This is a genomic window from Burkholderia sp. Ax-1720, assembly GCF_011753035.1.
Taxonomy (GTDB): Bacteria; Pseudomonadota; Gammaproteobacteria; order Burkholderiales; family Burkholderiaceae; genus Burkholderia; species Burkholderia gladioli.
The window spans coordinates 1-21361 of sequence record NZ_VWWK01000129.1 but is presented as its reverse complement, the minus strand read 5'-3'; the positions used below and the strand labels follow the sequence as shown (position 1 = coordinate 21361).

The following is a 21361-nucleotide window of genomic DNA, read 5'->3' as shown; positions in this document are numbered from 1 at the left end:
CGTGCCGGCCGCTGCGCGCGCGGCGTCGCCGGTGGCGGGCAGGGCGCGCCAGGCCACCCAGGCCAGCGCGCCGAGCGCCGGGAACACCAGCACGCTGCCCTCCGGGCCGACCGTGCCGCCGCTCAGCCAGACCGGGCCGATCGCATGGCTTTCCAGCAGGCTGCTGCTGGGTACCAGCCCGCTGTTGGGCGCGCCGAACAGGAAGGATTCCGACCAGTCCCAGGTGGCGTGCACGCCGAACACCCACCACAGCGAGCCGGTGCGCCAGATCGCCAGGCAGGCGACAAAACCGTAGATCACCACCGGCACGATGCCGGCCATGTTCTCGCCGTGGTTGGACATGTGCGCGAGCCCGAAGGCGAGCGAGGTCAGCACGGCGGCCGCGGTCGGCGGGATGCCCTGCGCGAGGCGGAAGAACAGGTAGCCGCGGAACGCGAGTTCCTCGGCGGCGGCCACCAGCGCGAAGGCGAGAGCCCACATCAGGCCCGCTTCCAGGGCCGCGGCCAGGCTCATGCCGGAATAGGCGAGCGTGGCGCCGCCGGTGGCCACCAGCAGCGCCATGATGGCCGATACCGCGCCCAGCCCGCAGGCGCCGCCGAGCAGCAGGTGCTGCAGGCGGCGCGGCGCGCGCAGGCCGAAATCGAGCCAGGCGCGGCGATCGATGCGGCTCATCACGCGGGTGGCGACCAGCACCGCGCCGCACATCGCCAGTTCGAATACCACCTGGTGCGCGGCGCTCACTTCGCCCTGCAGGCGGAACGGCAGGCCGAGGCGGCGCGCGAGCCAGTCCGCGCCGGCCATCAGCACGGCGACGATCGCGGCATAGAGCAGCGCGGCCCACCCCGTGCGCAGCCCGACGGGGCCGAACCACAGACGGCTGAAACGCGCGAACGTCGGGGGGCGGGATCGGTCGGTGGTCATCACGTCTTTCACCGGGTCATGTCCTCGTCTTTGAATGGATGTCGAAAACGGTAATGGATAAGCCTTGTAGGCTTTTTGAAGGCACTTTATGCCTGTCCGCGAGTTACCGTGATTATGTGGATCATCCGCGACGAATGGTATAGCCGTGTGAAAATCGTCAATGCGCCGCTCTGTCTTATTGCCGCTTCTGGATGCCGGTCGAGTGCGCGGCGTATCGCTCGAAGCCATGATGGGACTGGCCGGCAAGGTGTCGAGAGATTGTCGGCGAGGTTTGGCCGGCCGACAAAACGACACAAAAAAATATTTCGGGAAAGGCCGGGAATATTGTCGAGAGCGTGTCGCCGCGAAGCGCTTGGCTCGGATTTTGAAGCAGTGAAAGCCGCTTGAAAAAATCGCATGGCGATTTTCCGGCGACACGACGGGCGATTCGATTGAATTCGAAAAGCGACGGAAAGCGAGTCGAAAGTCGGCGACTCGCGAGAATGCCGACTCAATGCGCGAGGCAGCGAGGACTGCGAAGCATCGACGGCCATGAAAAACGGGGCGGCAGCTTTCGGCTGCCGCCCCGTGACGGGCGCGCGGTAATGCGAACCCGCGCCTACTTCGCGACCGTATCGCGTACCAGCGGCTGCGCGCGGCCGTCGGCGCCGGCGGCCAGGCGGGAGCCGAGCCGGTCGATGCCGTAACCGCCGGTCTGCTCGATCAGCCCCTTGGCGAGCTCGAGCGCCTGGCGCTCGAACAGGCGCCGGTAGACGCCGCCCTCGATGCGGATCAGCGCGTCGTGGTCGCCTTCCTCGATCACGCGGCCGCGATCGAGCACCAGCAGGCGGTCCAGCGAACGCACGGTCGACAGCCGGTGCGCCACCACGATGGTGGTGCGCCCCACCATCAGCCGCTCCATGGCCTGCTGGATCAGCAGCTCGCTCTCGCTGTCCAGGCTCGAGGTGGCCTCGTCGAGGATCAGGATCGGCGCGTTGGCGAGAAACGCGCGCGCGATCGCCACGCGCTGGCGCTCGCCGCCCGACAGCTTCACGCCGCGCTCGCCGACCAGCGTGTCATAGCCTTCCGGCAGCTCCGAGATGAAGCCGTGCGCGCTGGCCAGCGTCGCGGCGCGGATGATCTCGTCGCGCGTCGCCTCGGGGCGCGCATAGGCGATGTTGTCCGCCAGCGAGCGGTGGAACAGCACCGGCTCCTGCTGGACGATCGCGATATGGTTGCGCAGCGATTCCTGCGTGACCTTCGCGATGTCCTGCCCGTCGATCAGGATCCGGCCGCCGTCGATGTCGTAGAGCCGCTGGATCAGCTTGATGAACGAGGTCTTGCCCGAGCCCGAGTGGCCCACCAGCCCGATCCGCTCGCCCGGCGCGATGCGCAGCGAGAAGTCCGAGTACAGCGGCGCGCTGCGCGGCCCGTAGCGGAAGGTCACGCGATCGAAGCGGATCTCGCCGCGCGTGATCGCGATCGGCCGCGCGTCGGGCGCATCGTCGATGCCGAGCGGCTGGCGTTCCAGCGCCACCAGTTCCTCCATGTCGTTGACCGAGCGCTGCAGGTTGCGGATATGCATGCCGATGTCGCGCAGGTAACCCTGCAGCATGAAGAACATGGTCAGCGCGAAGGCGATGTCGCCCACGCTGGCGCGATCGTGCGACCAGAGCCACAGCGCCGAGCCCAGGATGGCCGCCTGCATCAGCACCAGCAGGGTGCCCTGCAGGCCGCCGCTGAGGGTGCCGCGGATCCAGGTGCGGCGCGTGCGCAGCCGCCACTTGCCGATCACCCGGCCGATGCGCGCTTCCTCGCGCGTCTCGGCGCCGAAGGCCTTGACCACCGCGTTGCAACTGACCGAATCGGCCAGCGCGCCGCCCAGCCGCGTGTCCCAGGCATTGCCCAGGCGCGCGGCCGGCGCGATCACGCCCAGCGAGAGCCCCACCGTGATGGCGATGAACAGCACCGAGCCCGCGCCCACCACCAGCCCCATCACGGGCCAGTGCCAGCCGAGCAGCAGGGTGGCGCCGCCGAGCATCACCACCGAGGGCAGCAGCGCCACCAGCAGCGTGTCGTTGAGCAGGTCGAGCGCCCACATGCCGCGCGTGATCTTGCGCACCGTGGAGCCGGCGAAGCTGTTGGCGTGCCAGTCGGTGGAGAAGCGCTGCACGCGATGGAAGGCGCCCGCCGAGATCTCGCTCATCATGCGCAGCGTCAGCACGATGATGTTCATGAACATCGCCTGGCGCAGCAGGGTGGCGGCGATGCCCAGCGCGATCAGGATCGTGAACGCGTGCAGGGCGGCGCTCCAGGCCGCCGCGCGGTCGGTCAGGCCGAGCGAGACTGCATCCACCAGCTTGCCGGCGAACAGCGGGGTGAGGACGTCGCCGAGCGCGGCGAGCAGGGCGAACAGGGCGACCGCGAACGCGCGCGCGGGTTGGCGGCGCCAGTGGCGGAACGTGAAGCCGAGCACGTCGTTGAACGGCCGGCTGCCGTGACGATCGGTGTGTTGGATCATGTGTCGTGGCCTGGTCGCATTGTGTGCGCCAGGACTTGTCAATTGTCGGTAACGAACGGGTCGTCGATGCCGCCGGGCTCGTCGAAGCGACCAAGCCAGGCGGCGGCGCGAACGCAAAGGCACGACGCTCGCGCGGGGCGATACAGGAACGGACGACCGGGAGAACTGCGGACGGACGGGCCTCGGAAGCCCGCCGCGTGCAAGGGACCTAGCAGGTGCCTTGTCGGACGGCGTTCGGGAAGCCACTCGTGGATGGCATGTGATGCATCATCTCTGACCTCCCTTGAACGTGAATGGATGGAGCGTGGATGGGAAATGCGCGGGGCAGGCGCCGCTCGCGCTGGACTACGACTTCCTTGGGGCGACATTTTGCCCCATGACCGCGATTGTAAACACAGGCGGGAGGCGCTGCCAAGCGTCGGCTGGGGCTTGTGTTGCCGATGCGACACGCGGCGTCGCCGCGCCGCCGTTCGCCCGCCTTGGGCGCTGCGTGCGAGGTATGGGACAATCCGGCCCTCGAATTCCCGCATCCCCGCATCCACCGAAAAGACCCACATCACGATGAGCACCTTCCAGCAAGGCATCCTGGCGCCGCTTCCGTCGGCCAACCGCTATCTCTCGTTCCAGACCGCCCGCGCCGAGGACGTCGTGCGCGCGCTCGGCGCGCTGCGCGAGGCGATCGACACGGCGCACACGGTGGTCGGCTTCGGTCCCTCGCTCGCGCAGGGGCTCGACCGCAAGATCGATGGGCTCAAGCCGTTCCCGGATCTGTCGAAGCCGGGCGCGCCGGTGCCGTCCACCCAGGTGGCGCTGTGGATCTGGCTGCGCGGCGAGGATCACGGCGAGATCACGCTGCGTTCGCGCGCGATCGAGAAGCTGCTGGCGCCGGCCTTCGTGCTCGACAGCGCCGCCAATGCGTTCCGCTATGCCGACGATCGCGACCTGTCCGGCTACGAGGACGGCACCGAGAATCCCGAGGACGAGGAGGCCGTGGAAACCGCCTTCGTGAGCGGCAAGGGCCCGGGCCTGGACGGCGCGAGCTTCGTGGCCGTGCAGCAATGGGTGCACGATTTCCCGTCGATGGAGGCGATTCCGGGCGATGAGATGGATCGCATCGTCGGCCGCCGCAAGTCGGACAACGAGGAGCTGGAGGACGCGCCGGCCTATGCGCACGTCAAGCGCACCGAGCAGGAGAGCTTCACGCCCGAGGCCAAGGTGCTGCGCCGCTCGGCGCCGTGGGCCGACGAGCGCCGCGCGGGCCTCTATTTCGTCGCCTTCGGCCACTCGTTCCGGGCCTTCGAGGTGCAGATGCGGCGCATGGTGGGCGCCACCGACGGCGTGCTGGACGGGCTGTTCCGCTTCACCCAGCCGATCACGGGCGCGTTCTTCTGGTGCCCGCCGGCCGGTGAGGACGGCAAGCCCGATCTGTCGGCGCTCGGCATCTGACGAGGCGGGCGGGGCGGCGTCGCCCCGTGCCAGGGACGAACCGCGCGACCGGGTTGCATGCCTGGTCGCGCGGTTTTTTCATGCCGGTGCTTCAGCGCAAGGTGGTTTCGATGCGCGTGCCGCGCTTGATGAACAGCGTGAGCGGCGTCTTCTCGGCGATCTCGCCGAGCCGCGCGCGCTGCGCGTCCTCCAGCTCGCCGTCGACCGTGATGGTGCGACGCACGTATTGCGCGCCGTCGCGGTCCGCGTGCAGCTCGGCGTGCGCGTGCAGCTTCACGGCCGGCCATTCCTTGCGCTGCATGTACATGCGCAGCGTCGCCACCGTGCATTGGCAGAGGCTCGCCAGCAGCAGCTCGTAGGGCGCGGGGCCGGCGCCGCGGCCGCCCTCGCGCTCGGCCTCGTCGCCCTGGAAACGATGGGCGCCGGCCTGGATGTCGACGAGGTAGTTCGGGGCATCGGCAGCCAGCTCGGCTGCGGCGTGGATCAGGGGCATGGCATTCCTCGGTTCGTCGTGATGCGGTGATGCGGCGATGGGTTCGGTGCTGGCTTCGGCGAGCGGCGCATCGCGGTCGGCCGGATTCGCAGCCCGCGATGCGTGCTCGCGCCCTCGAAGCATAAACGTCTTGCCGCCAGGATGTGGTGTCGCTGCCGGCCACGGCGCGGCGGCGGCCGTTCCAGTTGCCGCCGCCTCAGCCGCCTCAGCCGCCTCAGCCGGCTTCGTCCTCGTCCTCGCCAACGGCACCGGCCTCGCCGGTGGCCGCCTCGCGCACGATCTGCGCCACCCGCTCGCGAAACCAGCGATGCGCGCCGTCGCCGTCGCGCGACTCGTGCCAGTAGGCCTGGATCGCATAGGGCTTCACGCGCAGCGGCAGCGGCCTGACGACGATCGGCAGCAACGCCGCCATGCGCCGCGCGTAGGAGCGCGGCAGGGTCAGCAGCAGGTCGCCCGCCGCCGCGATCTGGCAGGCCGCGAAATAGTGCTGGCAGACCAGCTGGATGCGGCGAAAGCGGCCGTCGGCGGCCAGCAGGACGTCGAGCGAATTCGGCTCGCCGAGCGGCGAGACCGTCACATGGCGCGCCGCGAAATACTCGGCGCGGCGCAGCGGGCCCTGCGCGAGCGGATGATCGCGGCGCAGCACCACGGCGAGCGCGTCGTCGACCAGCGGCTCGCGCACGATCTGCGGCCCGGTCGGCACGCGCCGGTCGATCGCCAGGTCGAGCTGGCCGCCGGCGATCTCGCGGCCCACCTCGGCCAGCACGATGCGCCGGCTGACCACGGTGATGCGCGGCGCCTCGCGCGCGAGCCGCTCCACCAATTGCGGCAGCGCGATCGACTCCAGCACGTCGCGGATGCCCACCACGAAGCGCTGCTCGAGCGTGGCGGGATCGAACCTCGCCTGCGCCTGCGCGGCCGCCTGCAGGCCCTTCAGGTGTCGCTGCACCTCGCCGATCATGGCGCGGGTGCGCTCGGTGGGCATCATGCGATTGCCCTGGCGCACGAACAGCGGATCGTCGAAATGCGCGCGCAGCCGGTTCAGCGCGTGCGTGACGGCGGGCTGGGTCAGGTGCAGGGTGCGCGCGGCCGCGCTGATCCCGCCATGGCTGTGGATCGCGTCGAGCACGCGGAACAGGTTGAGGTCGAGGCGCAGGTCGGAGCTCACGGGGCGGGCGGCCGGCGACGGGCCGCAGCGGGCGAAAGGGAAGCCAGCATATTAATCCCTTTGATGACCTGACATGAAGAACATTCATTTCATCGATCGGCGAGATCGGCGTAGATTGAGTGCCACTTCAACCGGAACGATGCCATGGACTTCACGCCGACCGCTCGCAGCCAGGATTTCGCCGACCGACTGAGCCGCTTCATGCGCGACGAGATCGCGCCCGCCGAGGCGCGCTATGCCGCCGAACTGACCGGCGGCGCCGACTGGCGGCAATGGCGCCAGCCGCCCGTGATGGAGGCGCTCAAGCAGAAGGCGCGCGCCGCCGGTCTCTGGAACCTGTTCCTGCCCGAGGTCGAGCACGGCGGCGCGGGGCTGTCCAATGCCGAGTACGCGCCGCTCGCCGAGATCATGGGCCATTCCTTCATCGCGCCCGAGGTGTTCAACTGCAACGCGCCCGACACCGGCAACATGGAGGTGCTGGCGCGCTACGGCACGCCCGGGCAGCAGGCGCGCTGGCTCGCGCCGCTGCTGGCCGGCGAGATCCGCTCGGCGTTCTGCATGACCGAGCCCGAGGTGGCCTCGTCGGACGCCACCAACATGCGCGCCACCGCGACGCCCGACGGCGACGAGTTCGTGCTGAACGGCCGCAAGTGGTGGTCGACCGGGATCGGCCATCCGCATGCGCGGGTCGCGATCTTCATGGGCCTGACCGATGCCGGGGCGGAGCCGCATCGCCGCCACACCATGGTGATCTGCCCGCTCGACGCGAAGGGCGTGCGCATCGAGCGCATGCTGCCGGCCTTCCATCATTACGACGAGCCCTCGGGCCATGGCGAGGTGGTGTTCGACCAGGTGCGGGTGCCGGCCCCGAACGTGATCCTCGGCCCCGGGCGCGGCTTCGAGATCGCCCAGGGCCGGCTCGGGCCGGGCCGGATCCATCACTGCATGCGCGCGCTGGGCGCCGCCGAACGCGCGCTGGGCCTGCTGTGCGAGCGGGCCGCCTCGCGCACCGCGTTCGGCAAGCCGCTGGCGGCGCTGGGCGGCAATGCCGACATCGTCGCGAACCTGCGCATGGCGATCGACCAGGCGCGACTGCTGACGCTGAAGGCCGCCTGGACCATCGACACGCAGGGCGTGAAGGCGGCCTTGAGCCTGATCTCGCAGATCAAGGTGGTGGTGCCGGCGGTGGCCCAGCAGGCCGCCGACGCGGCGATCCAGATCCACGGCGGCGCGGGCGTGTCCGACGACGTGCCGCTGACCCACCTGTATGCCTATGCGCGCGTGCTGCGCCTGGCCGACGGGCCCGACGAGGTGCATCGCGGGGTGGTCGCCAAGCTCGAGTTCAAGCGCCAGGCCGGCGAGCAGGCGAGCCGCCGCGCGGGAGCCGCGGCATGAGCGCGCCGATCGACGGCGCCCGCGAGGTGCGCGACGAGGACCGGCTCGACGCGGCAAGGCTCGACGCATTCCTCAAGGCGCAGGTGCCGGGCCTGGAAGGCACGCCCGAGATCCGCCAGTTCCATGGTGGCGCCTCGAACCTGACCTACCTGCTCGGCTATCCCGATCGCGAGCTGGTGCTGCGCCGCCCGCCGGCCGGCGCGAAGGCGGGCTCGGCCCACGACATGCTGCGCGAGGCCGCCGTGATGGCCGCGCTGAAACCAGCCTATCCCTACGTGCCCGGCATCGTCGCGCGCTGCGACGACGCCTCGCTGATCGGTTCGGAGTTCTACGTGATGGAGCGCCTGGCCGGGGTGATTTTGCGGCGCGACCTGCCGCCCGAGCTCGGGCTCGACGCGGCCGGCACGCGGCATCTCTGCGAGAGCTTCGTCGAGCGGCTGGTGGAGCTGCACGCGGTGGACGCCTCGGCGCCGGCGATCGCTGCCTTCGGCCGCGGCGAGGGCTACGTGGCGCGGCAGGTGAGCGGCTGGCGCGAGCGCTGGCAGCGCGCGCTGACCGACGGCACCGATCCCGCCGAGGACGTGACGGGCTGGCTGGAGGCGAACCGGCCGGCGCGCGACGGGCGGCTCTGCGTGATCCACAACGACTACCGCTTCGACAACGTGGTGCTCGATCCGCGAGACCCGCTGCGCATCGTCGGCGTGCTCGACTGGGAGATGGCCACGCTCGGCGATCCGCTGATGGACCTGGGCGGCTCGCTCGCCTACTGGGTGCAGGCCGACGACGAGGCGCCGTTCCGCGCGATGCGCCGCCAGCCGACCCACGCGCCCGGCATGATGACGCGCGCCGAGCTGGTGGCCCATTACGGCGAGCGCACCGGCACCGAGATCGGCGGTTTCGCCTTCTACGAGGTGTTCGGCCTGTTCCGGCTGATGGGCATCATCCAGCAGATCTACCGCCGCTACGTGCTCGGCCAGACCACCAACCCGGCCTTCGCGGGCTTCGGCGACGCGGTGCGCTACCTGACGCTGCGCTGCCGCGCGCGCATCGAGGCGGCCGGAGCGGGGCGATGAGCGAGATCTTCCTGATCCGCCACGCGCAGGCCAGCTTCGACGCGGCCGACTACGATTGCCTGTCCTCGCGCGGCGAGACCCAGGCCGGCAAGCTCGGCGCCTGGATGGCGGCGCGCGGCGGCCGGCCCGGCGCGATCTTCACCGGCACGCTGCGCCGTCACGCGCAGACGGCGACGCTGGCCGCGCGGGCGGCCGGCATCGAGCCGCCGATCCGCGTGCTGCCCGGCCTCGCCGAACTCGATTCCGACGAACTGGTGGCGCGCCTGCGCCCCGAGCTGGCCTCGCGCGAGGCGCTGCTGGCCGAGCTGGCCGCCTCGGGCGACCCGCGCCGCGCGTTCCAGGCGCTGTTCTCGGCGGCCGTGGCGCGCTGGACCTCGGGCCAGGCCGACGACGACTACACGCTCGCCTGGCCGGCCTTCCGCGCCGCGGTGCTGGCGGCCTGGGACACGCTCGCCAAGGAGAGCGCCGAGGAAGTCTGGGTGGTGTCCTCGGGCGGGCCGATCGCCGTGATCGCCACCCTGCTGGCCGGCGCCGATCCGCAACGGAGCTTCGATTTCGCCTGGCCGCTGGTCAATACCAGCGTGTCGCGGATCCGCACCGGCCGGCGCGGCGCCCAGCTCGTCACCTACAACGCGTGGCCGCATCTCGATACCACCGCCGACGCCGCGCTGGTGACGCATCGCTGATGTCGACGCGATCGTCCCTCGGCTGCATGCCGCGCAACGCGCCGCCGCCTCGTGCGCGCGGCGCGTGCCGCCTTTTCCGTCAACTCCATCGGAACATCCCACGATGACTGCACCCAATCTGTTCGACCTGTCCGGCAAGATCGCCGTCGTCAGCGGCGCGAGCCGCGGCATCGGCGAAGAGGCCGCGCGCCTGCTGGCCGCCTTCGGCGCGCACGTGATCGTCGCCAGCCGCCGCATCGACGACTGCCGGCGCGTGGCCGAGGCGATCGTCGCCGACGGCGGCTCGGCCGAGGCCGCCGCCTGCCATATCGGCGAACTCGAGCAGATCGAGGCGCTCTACGCCGCGATCGACGCGAAGCATGGCCGGCTCGACGTGCTGGTCAACAACGCGGCCGCCAATCCCTATTACGGCCCGATCGTCGACACCGGCGTCGATGCGTTCCAGAAGACCGTCGACGTCAATATCCGCGGCTACTTCTTCATGTCCTCGCACGGCGCGCGCCGGATGGCGGCAAATGGCGGCGGGGCGATCGTCAACGTGGCCTCGGTCAACGGCGTGATCCCCGGCGACAAGCAGGGCATCTATTCGATCACCAAGGCCGCCGTGATCTCGATGACCAAGGCCTTCGCGATCGAATGCGCGGCCGACGGCGTGCGCTGCAACGCGCTGCTGCCGGGCCTGACCGATACCAGGTTCGCCTCGGCGCTGACCAAGAACCCGGCCGTGCTCGAGCAGGTGCTGGCCCACGTGCCGATGCGCCGCGTCGCGGCGCCCTCCGAGATGGCCGGCGCGATCCTGTTCCTGGCCTCGGGCGCGTCGAGCTACACCACCGGCGCGGTGCTCAACGTGGACGGCGGATATCTGTCGGTATAGTGGCGACGCGCGGCGCGAGGGCGCCGCATGCGGACAACAGCAAGGAGGAGAGAACCCATGACGACGATCGGAACCCCGCGGCTGGCGGGCAAGTGCGCCTGGATCACCGGCGCGACGGGAGGGCTGGGACGCGCGATCGCGACGCGCATGGCCGAGCACGGCGCGAAGCTGTTCCTGACCGACGTGGCCGCGCAGCGCGAGGCGCTCGAAGCGCTGGCCGCGCAGCTCAACGAGGCGGCCGGCACGCGCGTGGCCTGGTCGGCCGAGCAGGACGTGCGCGACGACGCGCGCTGGCAGGCGCTGGCCGCCGAGGCCAACGGCGCGATGGGCGCGCTGTCGGTGCTGGTCAACAATGCCGGGATCGGCTCGCTCGGCACGGTCGAGCAGATCGAGCAGAAGGAATGGCGCCGCGTGATGGACGTCAACGTCGAGAGCATCGTGCTGGGCGTGCGCCATGCGCTGCCGTTCCTGCGCGACAGCCAGCCTGCCTCGATCATCAACGTGTCCTCGGTGGCGGCCTTCAAGCACGAGCCCGAGTACACCGCCTACAACGCCTCGAAGGCGGCGGTGGCCTCGCTGACCAAGTCGATCGCGGTCGACTGCGCGCGCAAGCAGACCGGCGTGCGCTGCAATTCGCTGCATCCCTCGTTCATCCGCACCGGCATCGTCGAGCCCTTCTTCGCGCAGCTCGGCGAGAGCGCGGCCACCCGCAAGCTGGTGCGCGGCGTGCCGATGGGCCGCCTGGGCGAGCCCGACGACGTCGCCTACGCGGCGATCTACCTGGCCTCGGACGAGAGCCGCTACGTGACCGGCGCCGAGCTGGTGATCGACGGCGGCCTGTGCGCGATGTAAGCGGCGGCGCGCCTGCGTAGCGTGCATCGCCCGCATCGCGCGCCGCCATCCAATCCACCCGCTGCCCGGCGCGTTCGCGCCGGGCGCCCCAGTCGAACAGTCAAGCCGAGGAGGCACGATGTCCGCAACCCTCAACCGCCAGTTGCGCCTGAAGGCGCGCCCCGAAGGGCGCGTCGGCGCCGAACACTTCTCGCTCGTCGAAGCGCCGCTGCCCGAACTGGGCGAGGGCGAGGTGCTGGTGCGCGTGCTCTACCTGTCGATGGACCCGACCAACCGGGTCTGGATGAGCGACATCCCGCAATACCTGCCGCCGGTGGCGATCGGCGAGACCATGCGCGCGCTCGGCCTCGGCCGGGTGGTCGCCTCGCGCGCCGACAAGTTCACGGTCGGCGACCTGGTGCAGGGGCTGGTGGGCTGGCAGGACTATGCCCACGTGCTCGCCGACGAGGTGCCCAGGCTGACCCGGCTGCCCGAGGTGGGCCTGCCGTTGCCGACCCTGCTCGGCGCCTGCGGCATGAGCGGCCTGACCGCCTATTACGGGCTGACCGACATCGCGCCGGTGCAGCCGGGCGAGACCCTGGTGGTGTCGGCGGCGGCCGGCTCGGTGGGCTCGATCGCGGGGCAGATCGGCAAGATCCAGGGCGCGCGCGTGGTCGGCATCGCCGGCGGCCCGGAGAAGTGCCGCTACCTGACCGAGACGCTCGGCTTCGACGCCGCGGTCGACTACAAGGCGCCCGACTTCAAGGCCGCGCTGAAGGCCGCCACGCCCGACGGCGTGCACGTGAACTTCGAGAACGTGGGCGGCGAGGTGATGCGCGCCGTGCTCTCGCGCATGGTGATCGGCGGGCGCGTGGCACTGTGCGGCGTGATCTCGAACTACAACAACAACGGCCGCGCCGGCGACGATTTCGGCACGGTGATCTCCAAGCGCCTCAGCATGCGCGGCTTCCTGATCCTCGACTACCGCAAGAATCGCGAGGCCGTGCAGCAACTGGCCGCCTGGTTGAGCGAGGGGCGCATCAAGGCCGAGGAGACCGTCGCCGAGGGGCTGGAGAATGCGCCCGAGGTGCTCAATCGCCTGTTCGACGGCAGCCATGTCGGCAAGCTCGTGCTGCGCGTGGCCGAGGACGCCTGAGGGCCGCGCCGCCAAGAGGCGAAAGGAAGGCAAAAAAAAGCCACGGATTGCTCCGTGGCTTGCAATTCCCAGTCAAGAGGGGGGTATGACTGGAGGTCTGGCCGCCTCTGATCACCGTGTACCGGGGTGGCCGGAAGATGATCACGAGACAGACTTCATTCTTCTGCTGCGCCGCCGTAGAGTCAATTTCGCGCGATTAAGCGTGATTAACGAGGCTTACGGAGTCTTGCGCCCGAGCGGCGCGTTTGCATCCCTCGACCTTCCTTCCCGATCCCTCATCGCCCGCGGCGCCTGATCCGCGCGCTCGCGTGGGCATTTCCCTCGATGACGAAATCTATTCACGAATCTTTCGAAGTCCGTGCTTGTTGTTACATTCTGAAATGATATAACATATCCGAGTGCTGCTTCTTCCGACCCCGAGCTCCTCTCTCTCGGCCCGGTCGCGTGGATGACGTCGAATCGATACGGCGAACCACGGATTCGCGATGATACGTTATAACGTCGCGCGAATCAGCCGGCGGCGCATTCCGGCTCATTTCACGACAACCACCTTCATCATGCGCGACTCCGCCCGTTTTCGATCCCTGTCCGCCGCGCGCGGGCTGCCTCCCCTGACCCTGATGTTCGTCGCCAGCCTGGCCTATGCGCAGTCGGCGGCGAACGGCGCGACGGGCATACCTGCCGCGGCGCCCGCCATCGCCACGCCGACTCCGACGCTGGCGCCGGTGTTCGTCACGGCGAACCCGATCGGCGACACCGAGCTGATCTCGCCGACCGCCTCGATCGGCGGCGACGCGCTGGCGCTGCGCCGCGCCGATTCGCTGGGCGCCACGCTCGACGGGCTGCCGGGCGTGTCGACCACGACCTACGGGCCGATGGTGGGCCGCCCGATCATCCGCGGCATGGACGGCGACCGGATCCGGCTGCTGCAGAACGGCGTGGCCGCCTTCGACGCCTCCTCGCTGTCCTACGACCACGCGGTGCCGCAGGACCCGCTGACGGTCGAGCGCGTCGAGATCGTGCGCGGGCCGGCGGCGCTGCTCTATGGCGGCAATGCGATCGGCGGGGTGGTCAACACCATCGACAACCGGATTCCGCGCGAGGCGATCAAGGGCGTGTCGGGCGCGGTCGACGCGAGCTACGGCGGCGCCAACGACGCGCGTGCCGGCGCCGCGCTGGTGGAGGGCGGCAACGGCCGCTTCGCGTTCCACGTCGATGCCTTCGATCGCGAGACCAGCAAGCTGCGGATCCCGGGCTTCGCGCATTCGGACCGCCAGCGCGCGCTCGACGGCCCCGACGCGAGCGAGGCTTCGGGCAGCATCCCCAACAGCGACGGCCGTTCGCACGGCGGCGCGGTCGGCGGCGCCTACACCTGGGCCGACGGCTACGCGGGCCTGTCGTACAGCGGCTTCGAATCGAACTACGGCTCGGTGGCCGAGAGCGACGTGCGGCTGCGCATGCGCCAGCAGCACCTGGCGGCCTCGTCCGAGATCCGCAACCTGTCCGGCCCGATCTCGCAGCTCAAGTTCGACTTCGGTTATACGGACTACGAACACAAGGAAATCGACAACGGCGAGACCAGCACCACCTTCCGCAACCACGGCTACGAGGCGCGCATCGAGGCGCGCCATCGCAAGATCGGGCCGTTCGAGGGCGCGTTCGGCATCCAGGCCTCGCAGAACACCTTCTCGGCACTCGGCGACGAGGCCCTGGTGCCGACCACCCAGACCACCAACGTGGCGCTGTTCGGCCTCGAGGAATGGCAGGCCACCCAGGCGCTGAAGTTCAGCCTCGGCGGGCGCATCGAGCACGTCAGGCTCGATCCGACGCCGGCCGGCAACGAGCGCTTCGCCGGCGCGAGCGGCCACAGCTTCAATACCGGCAGCGTCTCGTTCGGCACGCTCTACAAGCTGAACCCGGTGTGGTCGCTGGCCGGCAGCGTGTCCTACACCGAGCGCGCGCCGACCTTCTACGAGCTCTACGCGAACGGCCCGCACGACGCGACCGGCCAGTACCTGATCGGCGCGCCCGGCGCGCAGAAGGAGAAGGCGGTCTCGACCGACCTCTCGCTGCGCTACGCGGCCGGTCCGAACAAGGGCAGCATCGGCGTGTTCTACACGCGCTTCTCGAACTACCTGACCGAGTTCAACACCGGGCGCCTGGTCGACGACGACGGCGAGGTGGTCGCGCCCGGCACCGACGACGCGCTCAAGGAAGCCGTCTACCGCGGCGTGCGCGCCGAGTTCTACGGGCTCGAATGGGAAGGCAAGTGGCGCGCCTTCGAGAAGGGCGCGCATCGTCTGGACATCGAACTGACGGGCGACTACACGCATGCGCGCAACGCCGAGACGGGCGAGCCGCTGCCGCGCATCTCGCCGCTGCGCGCCTCGCTGGCGGCCGACTACGGCTACGGGCCGTTCGGCGCGCGCGCGCAGCTCACCCACGCCTGGGCCCAGCATCGCGTGCCCGACAACGACCTGCCCACCGACAGCTACACCTCGCTGGGCCTGGTGCTGAGCTATCGCTTCCATGTCGGCTCGACCCACTGGCTGGCCTACGTGCGCGGCGACAACCTCACCAACCAGGAGATCCGCTACGCCAGCTCGGTGGTGCGCGATATCGCGCCGGAAGGCGGGCGCAGCGTGATGGTGGGCCTGCGCACCACCTTCTGATCCCGGCCCGCGCGTCGAGGAAGGGCTCGAGCCCGCTTTGGCGGGCGCCCGGACTTAGGTAAGATGGCAGCCGCCGAAGACGTACCGAAGGCGGATCGCGGCAGCGCATGTCGCGCACGCGGTGGTTTCACCGCGCGCGCCATGTGCCTGGCCGTTCCACAGGGCCTCTTATTCCGGGATAAAAACATGAAGACACGAGACGCGTTGCGCGCGGGCGTGGCCGCGCTGCTGCTGGGCGGCGCCACGGCGGCGCTGGCCGCGCCGCTCTGCCAGACGCAGACGCAGGGCAGCCACAAATCCAAGCTCTGCATCGAGCAGACGCCCTTCAAGCACGACTACTACACGCTGTGGGTCGACGACGCGCCGGTGTTCATGCTGCCCGACGACTACGTCGAGAACGTCTCGCTCACCCACACGGTGCCCGAGGACGACAGCAACGAATTCCCGCTCTCGAAGCAGGGCATGCGAACCGTGACGATCACCGGCGGCTGCCACCCGCTGACCGAGACGCAGGGCAAGGGCGGCGAGGCGGTCAGCGTCGAGACCGGGCGCGTGTGCTCCTTCGTGTGGGGGCAGCAGGCGGTGGTCAAGGACATGCAGTTCAAGTTCGACTAGATCGACTGGTTCGACCGGGCGCCGGCGCGACGGCGCAAAAGACACAAGGGCACGCGGATCCGATCCGCGTGCCCTTGTCGTTTCCGGCCCCGTGGCCGGGCGTGCGCGGCCGGCTCAGCCGTTCTGGTCGGCGCGCGCGAAGATGTCCCAGCTCGCCATGAACAGCGCGGCCACCAGCGGCCCGATCACGAAGCCGTTGATGCCGAACAGCGCCATGCCGCCGAGCGTGGAGATCAGCACCACCCAGTCGGGCATCTTGGTGTCCTTGCCGACCAGGATCGGGCGCAGCAGGTTGTCGACCAGGCCGATCACGCCGACGCAGAAGGCCACCAGGATCACGCACTTCCAGATCTGCCCGGTGACCGCGAAGTAGACCGCGGCCGGCGCCCACACCAGCCCCGCGCCGATCGCCGGCAGCAGCGACAGGAAGGCCATCAGCGCGCCCCACAGCAGCACGCCCTCGATGCCGAGGATCCAGAAGATCAGGCCGCCCAGCGCGCCCTGCACGATCGCCACCGCGATGTTGCCCTTCACCGTGGCGCGCACCACGGTCGTGAACTTGGTCAGCAGCAGTTGCTTGTGATCCTCGTCGAGCGGCAGCGCGCGGCGCACGCGCCGGCCGATCTCGCCGCCGTCGCGCAGCAGGAAGAACACGAGGTAGAGCATGATGCCGAAGCTGACGATGAACTGGAAGGTGTTCTGGCCGATGCTGAACGCCTGCGCGGCGACGAACTGGCTGATCGCGGCCGCGCCGTCGGTCAGCTTCTTCTGGATCCCGGCGATGTCGGTCAGCCCGTAGCTGTGCAGGATGCGCTGCAGCGAGGCGGGCAGCGCGTGGACGATCTCCTGGAACCAGCCCGTCATGTTCGGCTGCGCGGCCTTGATCTGCTGGTAGGCGAAGGCGATTTCCTGCACCAGGGTGCCGGCCACGAAGCTCAGCGGCAGGATCACGATCAGCACGATCAGCGAGAGCGTGACCAGCGCGGCGAGATTGCGGCGCTTGCCGAAATGCGCGGCGAACCAGCGTTGCACGGGCTGGAACAGGATCGCCAGGATCGTGCCCCAGAAGATCGCGCCGAAGAAGGGCACGAGAATCCAGCAGAAGCCGATCGTGACGATCGCCAGCAGCAGGTGGAAGAATTTTTGGTGGTCTTTGCCGCTTTCCATGTGGTCGCTCGGACGGCCCGGGTTGGGCGAGGGCGCCTGCGCGCCTTCGCTGCTAGGTTTCGAATTCCCGCGAGTATGCCTGCAAGCGCGACGCCCGGGTAGCGCGGCGAGATGCGGGAAGGCCGGGCGGCGGCTGCCGCCCGGCCGTGGCGCGCGGGCAAAAAAACGCCGCGGAGCCAGGCCGCGGCGCGGGTCAGGCAGGCGCGCCGCGAACGGCGCGGTGCCCTTACGGGTTGATGCGCGTGACCTTGGTGCCGTTCACCGACAGATCGCCCATCAGACCGGCGTTGGTCAGCACGATCGCCTCGATCGGCGACTGCACCGTGTTCGAGTCGACCGCGCCGTTCGCGCCGATCTTCACGACCGCCACCGAGGCGTCGGCGCCGGCCGACCAGCCGTCCGTGCCGCGGAACTTGTCGAGTGCCTCCTGCGTCATGAACAGGAAGATCACCGCCTTCGACTGCGCGCCCGCCTGCAGGCCGACCGACAGCGACGAGGTGTTGTAGTAGCCCACCGTGCTGCCGCCCACGCGCAGCGCGCCGTTGCCCGTCTGGGCGCCGAGGATGAAGCCGGCTTGCAGCACGCTCGGGAACACCAGCACGCCGCGCGATTTCGCGACCAGCTCACGCGAGCCCGGCACCGTCGTGTACAGGCGCGAGAGCGTCGCGTCGACGCTCGAATTGATGGCCTGGCGCTTCGACGAATTGGCCGCGGCGCTTTGCGGTTCGTTCGGCGGGGTGGTGGTGCAGCCGGCCAGGGCGAGACCGCCGATCACGACGGCGGCGGCGGCTTTCATCACAAGTGCTTGACGCATGGTTTGTTCTCCCTCGTTGAAGGTTGGATTTTTACGTGTTGGCCAAAGGGGGCGGTGTGCCGGATCAACGGCGCGCGAGCAGCAGGCCCGCGACGAAGGCGAGGCCGGCGACCACGCCGGCGGTCTGCCACGGATTCTCGTGGACCGCCTGCGAGACGCGGTCGGCCTGCGCACGCAGGCGATAGAGCGCGTCGTCGGTGGCGTCGTCGAGCGTGCCGCGCACTTCGGCGAGGCGGCCGTGCAGGCGCTTGCGCAGCGATTCGACGTCGGCGTCTTCCTTCTTCAACAGATCTTCGAGTTCCTCGACCAGCGAGCGGACGTCGTCCTTGACGTCGGCATTGAGGTTGTGAGCGTTGTGGCGTGCATCGCGCGCCACACGGCGGCCGGTGCGGCGCAGCTCCGTGAAACCTCGGTCGAGTTTGTCTTCGATGCTGTTCGTGAGTGCCATGATGGTCGTTCTCCTTACGATCGAGAAAAGGGTCGATGGTGCGAGACACTGCTCGGGTGTGATTCGCATTCTCCCCTTGAGTTTCGCAACTCGCGTGCCATGTCGCGCCCCCTGATGGAAAAGTCCTTTCGCGACAGGGGCTTGCGAAAATGAAACAAATTTTCGTGGAGCTTTCGACGGAAGCTTCCAGAGCGGTAGATTTTTCCGTTCGGCGGGCGGCGGGACCCGGCAGGAAAGGCGGGTCGACAACGGGCGCGCGAGTTGCGAGATCCTCGCCGGGCGTTGTCGGGCCTGATCGCGACGCCATCGAGGCGTGATCGGCGACAGGCGCCCGGCGCGCCTCGCATGGCGCGTGCCGGGCCCGGTCCCGGCCGGATTTGACGGAATTTCACATTTGCCGCGAAATCGTGGGCCGATGGTGCTTTTTTGCACGAAGAAACTGGTGGGTTTGTAGTTTTTTCCCGTGCCGGGCGAGCCGTTCGCCCGGCATTGCTTCGCGGTTGCGGCGACTCAGGCGCGGTGCGGCCTGGCTCGCCAGGCGAGCGCCGCCCCCGCGCCGAGCGCGAGCAGCAGCCACGGATCGGCGCTGCCGCCGCCGCTGCTGCCCGGCGCGGCACCGGGGCCCGCCGCGCTGTCGTCGACGGCCGGCGGCGCATCGGCCATCGCCAGGTCGACCACCACCGGATCATGGTCCGAGGAGCGATAGGCATCGGGCGCATAGAAGCTGTTCTGCTGCTCGGCGCTCTTGTAGGCCAGCGTGTACTGCAGCACCACCGGCTCGTCGGCATTGATGTGCCATTCGTGCACGGCCTTCACGCGCGGCAGCAGCGAGGCCGAGGCCAGCGCGTGGTCGAGATAGCCGGTCTCGCCGCCGAACACGTAGCTGTAGGCGCCCGCGCCGATGAAGCGCGCCGCCAGGTTCACGTAGCCGCGTGCCTCGAACAGCGCGATCGGATCTTCCTTCGCGTAGCTGTTCATGTCGCCGATCAGCAGCACGCCGGCGCCGTCCACGCCGGTCGGATTGCCGGCCAGCCAGTCGGCAACCAGGCCGGCGGCGCGCACGCGCGTCGGGTTCCAGCAACTCTGGCCGTCGCCCTGGTCCGCATCGCCGCCGCTCGCGTCGGTGCAGCCCTTCGACTTCAGGTGGTTGACCACCACCGTCACCGCGCGCGCGCCGCCGATGCGGCGGAACGTCTGCGCGAGCGGCTGGCGGTTCTTGTTGTCGATCGCGAGCGTGGCCGGCTTGCCGATCGGCTCGACCGAGCGGCTGTTGTAGAGCAGGGCGACCTTGATCGCGTCGCCGCCGAGCTTCTCCGTGCCCGGATCCACCACGCGCCAGCCGTCGCCGAGCCGGGCCGCGAGCTGGCGCACCGCGCTTAGTTCGCCATAGCCGTTGTTGGCGATTTCCATCAGGCCGATCACGTCGGCCTGCAAGGCCGTGATGGCCTTGACGATCTTCGCTTCCTGGCGCTGGAACTCCTTGTAGGTGGGCGCGCCGCGATTGTCGGGCGCGTCGAAGCCGCCGCCCTTGCCGTCGCCGTTGAAGTAGTTGAGGACGTTGAACGAGGCGACCCGCAGGTCGGCCTGCGCATGGCGCGCCGGCGCCTCGCCGCGCGGATTGGCGCTCGCGTCGAAGCTCGGCACGGCCGCGCCGGGCACGGGCTGCAGCCGCCAGGCGTCGTAGCGCTTCTCCATCACGCCCTCGACGTTCTCCACCGTGTAACCGACCCGCAGGGTGTTCGCGGCCGACAGGCCCGGCGCCGGGTAGGGCACCGCCAGCGGATTCTGCTTGTTCGAGCCGTCGTCAAGGATCAGCCGGTTGCGTGCGTTGGCGGCGGCCTGCGCCTTCGCGTCGGCCGGCGCGGCGACGTTGGTGGGCACCGGCAGGCGCCCGTTCGAGAGCAGCACGCTGCCGTAGCGGCCCAGCTCGTAGACCTCGCTGACGGTCAGCTTCTGCGGCACCCGCACCAGCATGCCCTCGACGGCGGCGAACGCGGCCGGATTGCCGACCGGCAGCGCCAGGGTGGCCGGCGTGACGCTCTGGCCGCTCGCGCAGACGGCGATCGCGCCGGCGAGGGTGAGCTGCGTCTGGCCGTACTTCTCCTCGACCTTGCCGCTCAGGTGGACCATGTCGCCGGCCTTGGCGCGCAGTTTCGGCGCGTAGACGAACAGGCCTTCGGACACGCCGGGCTGGTGGACGCGCCGGCTGTCGTCCTGCTGGACGAAGAAGCCGCCGAAGCCGTCGGTGCCGCCGAAATCGGCGGTGACCACGGCCTCGATCGACACCGTCTGCCCGTTGAGCGGCGAGGGCGCGCCGCTGCCCTGGATCTCGGCGATCGGCGTGGCGGGGTCGCCGCAGGCGGCGCTGACCACGGCGGCCCGGGCCGGCAGGGTGGCCAGCGCGGCGCACAGCGACACGAGAAGGAAATGCGGAATGGCTAGTGTCATGGGATTTTATGGTTATGAAAGGAATCGGCAAGATTACGTTTGCATGGTGACAGTGAAATGTAATGATTCGCGGGACGCCGCGAAACCTGGCCATTCGGCCAGGATGTGCCCGAGGTTTGGCGCCGGTACGCTTGGGGCCTGGGCTGGATCGTCGGTCGAGGCAAGGGAGGCGGGCATGGAGGGGCTGGAAGCGGTGGCGGGGCGCGCGTCGCCGGTCGTGCCGGGCGCCGGGCGCGAGGCGCTGGCCGGCTGGGGCGGCTGGGGCGGCTGGCTCGTGGCCGGGCTGGCGATCGCCTTGCTGCAGGCGCTGCCGCCGGCCTGGCGCGAGGCGCTCGCCTTCGATCGCGCCGCGCTGCGCGGCGGCGAGCTCTGGCGGCTCGTCACGGGCCATTTCGTGCATCTGGGCTGGCGGCATGCGGCGCTGAACCTGGCCTGCCTGGCGGCCTGCATGCCCTTGATGGCGCATCGCCGGCGCGCGCTGCCGACCCTGGCCGGGCTGGCAGCTTCGACCGGCCTGTTGCTGTGGGCCGGCGCGCCCGGCGTCGCGCACTACGTGGGCCTGTCGGGCGTGATCTATGCACTGGCCGTGCTGGGGCTGGCGCCGCTCGCGCGCCACGGCTGGCCGGCGCGGCTGTTGCTGCTCGCCGTGCTGGC

General features: G+C 69.8%; 18 protein-coding genes. 10 read left to right on the top strand and 8 right to left on the bottom strand.

The genetic code is table 11. From position 1 onward, the window contains the following. Nucleotides 1-921: CPBP family intramembrane glutamic endopeptidase (locus F3J18_RS26815; RefSeq protein WP_166915167.1), on the bottom strand; the 921-nt coding region annotated here is incomplete at its 3' end. 598 nt (nt 922-1519) lie between these two features. After that, nucleotides 1520-3421, bottom strand: a complete 1902-nt coding sequence (locus F3J18_RS26810) for an ABC transporter ATP-binding protein (protein WP_025100963.1) — start codon at nt 3419-3421, stop codon at nt 1520-1522. Nucleotides 3422-3982: 561 nt separating this feature from the next. Here F3J18_RS26810 and F3J18_RS26805 point away from each other — a divergent pair. Next, on the top strand, nt 3983-4867 hold the full coding sequence (locus tag F3J18_RS26805; protein ID WP_025100964.1) for a Dyp-type peroxidase: 885 nt from the start codon (nt 3983-3985) through the stop codon (nt 4865-4867). A gap of 91 nt (nt 4868-4958) precedes the next feature. Here F3J18_RS26805 and F3J18_RS26800 read toward each other — a convergent pair whose 3' ends face one another. Together F3J18_RS26800 and F3J18_RS26795 are read right to left on the bottom strand one after the other, a co-directional pair. Further along, the gene (locus F3J18_RS26800) at nt 4959-5360 is read right to left on the bottom strand and encodes an OsmC family protein (RefSeq protein ID WP_166915163.1); all 402 of its coding nucleotides are present in this window, start codon (nt 5358-5360) and stop codon (nt 4959-4961) included. Between the two features lie 214 nt (nt 5361-5574). Further along, the gene (locus F3J18_RS26795; protein ID WP_025100965.1) at nt 5575-6528 is read right to left on the bottom strand and encodes a LysR family transcriptional regulator; all 954 of its coding nucleotides are present in this window, start codon (nt 6526-6528) and stop codon (nt 5575-5577) included. 144 nt (nt 6529-6672) lie between these two features. On the opposite strand from F3J18_RS26795, the gene F3J18_RS26790 reads away from it, so the two are divergent. The 8 genes from F3J18_RS26790 to F3J18_RS26755 all read left to right on the top strand — a co-directional run bounded on the left by F3J18_RS26790 (nt 6673) and on the right by F3J18_RS26755 (nt 15830). Continuing rightward, nucleotides 6673-7923 carry an acyl-CoA dehydrogenase family protein gene (locus F3J18_RS26790; RefSeq protein WP_166915161.1) on the top strand — a complete coding sequence of 417 codons (1251 nt, stop codon included), beginning with the start codon at nt 6673-6675 and terminating at the stop codon, nt 7921-7923. Further along, nucleotides 7920-8996 (top strand): phosphotransferase family protein, encoded by a 1077-nt coding sequence (locus F3J18_RS26785; RefSeq protein ID WP_166915159.1) that lies wholly within the window; start codon nt 7920-7922, stop codon nt 8994-8996. The genes F3J18_RS26790 and F3J18_RS26785 overlap by 4 nt, the downstream gene beginning before the upstream one ends. Next, the gene (locus F3J18_RS26780) at nt 8993-9682 is read left to right on the top strand and encodes a histidine phosphatase family protein (RefSeq protein ID WP_166915157.1); all 690 of its coding nucleotides are present in this window, start codon (nt 8993-8995) and stop codon (nt 9680-9682) included. Before F3J18_RS26785 ends, F3J18_RS26780 begins: the two co-directional genes overlap by 4 nt. 103 nt (nt 9683-9785) lie before the next feature. Further along, on the top strand, nt 9786-10556 hold the full coding sequence (locus F3J18_RS26775) for an SDR family oxidoreductase (RefSeq protein ID WP_013690963.1): 771 nt from the start codon (nt 9786-9788) through the stop codon (nt 10554-10556). Between the two features lie 57 nt (nt 10557-10613). Continuing rightward, nucleotides 10614-11408 carry an SDR family oxidoreductase gene (locus F3J18_RS26770; RefSeq protein ID WP_025100969.1) on the top strand — a complete coding sequence of 265 codons (795 nt, stop codon included), beginning with the start codon at nt 10614-10616 and terminating at the stop codon, nt 11406-11408. 118 nt (nt 11409-11526) lie between these two features. Then, nucleotides 11527-12543 carry an NADP-dependent oxidoreductase gene (locus tag F3J18_RS26765; protein WP_166915155.1) on the top strand — a complete coding sequence of 339 codons (1017 nt, stop codon included), beginning with the start codon at nt 11527-11529 and terminating at the stop codon, nt 12541-12543. A gap of 620 nt (nt 12544-13163) precedes the next feature. Further along, nucleotides 13164-15215 carry a TonB-dependent receptor gene (locus F3J18_RS26760; protein ID WP_166915165.1) on the top strand — a complete coding sequence of 684 codons (2052 nt, stop codon included), beginning with the start codon at nt 13164-13166 and terminating at the stop codon, nt 15213-15215. A 186-nt stretch (nt 15216-15401) separates the two neighbouring features. Then, on the top strand, nt 15402-15830 hold the full coding sequence (locus F3J18_RS26755; protein WP_017920515.1) for a hypothetical protein: 429 nt from the start codon (nt 15402-15404) through the stop codon (nt 15828-15830). A gap of 114 nt (nt 15831-15944) precedes the next feature. Here the strand turns inward: F3J18_RS26755 and F3J18_RS26750 are convergent, their stop codons facing one another. The 4 genes from F3J18_RS26750 to F3J18_RS26735 form a co-directional block, all read right to left on the bottom strand. After that, nucleotides 15945-16997: an AI-2E family transporter gene (locus F3J18_RS26750; protein WP_060005953.1), complete on the bottom strand. Its 1053-nt coding sequence runs from the start codon at nt 16995-16997 to the stop codon at nt 15945-15947. A gap of 226 nt (nt 16998-17223) precedes the next feature. Then, nucleotides 17224-17811 (bottom strand): YSC84-related protein, encoded by a 588-nt coding sequence (locus tag F3J18_RS26745; protein ID WP_166915153.1) that lies wholly within the window; start codon nt 17809-17811, stop codon nt 17224-17226. A 64-nt stretch (nt 17812-17875) separates the two neighbouring features. After that, nucleotides 17876-18259, bottom strand: a complete 384-nt coding sequence (locus tag F3J18_RS26740; protein WP_013690956.1) for a DUF883 family protein — start codon at nt 18257-18259, stop codon at nt 17876-17878. 510 nt (nt 18260-18769) lie between these two features. After that, entirely contained in the window at nt 18770-20707 is a 1938-nt protein-coding gene (locus tag F3J18_RS26735) for an ExeM/NucH family extracellular endonuclease (protein WP_166915151.1), read from the bottom strand. A gap of 175 nt (nt 20708-20882) precedes the next feature. On the opposite strand from F3J18_RS26735, the gene rrtA reads away from it, so the two are divergent. After that, nucleotides 20883-21361 (top strand): rhombosortase (rrtA, locus tag F3J18_RS26730; protein WP_166915149.1); only part of this gene is annotated, 479 nt, incomplete at its 3' end.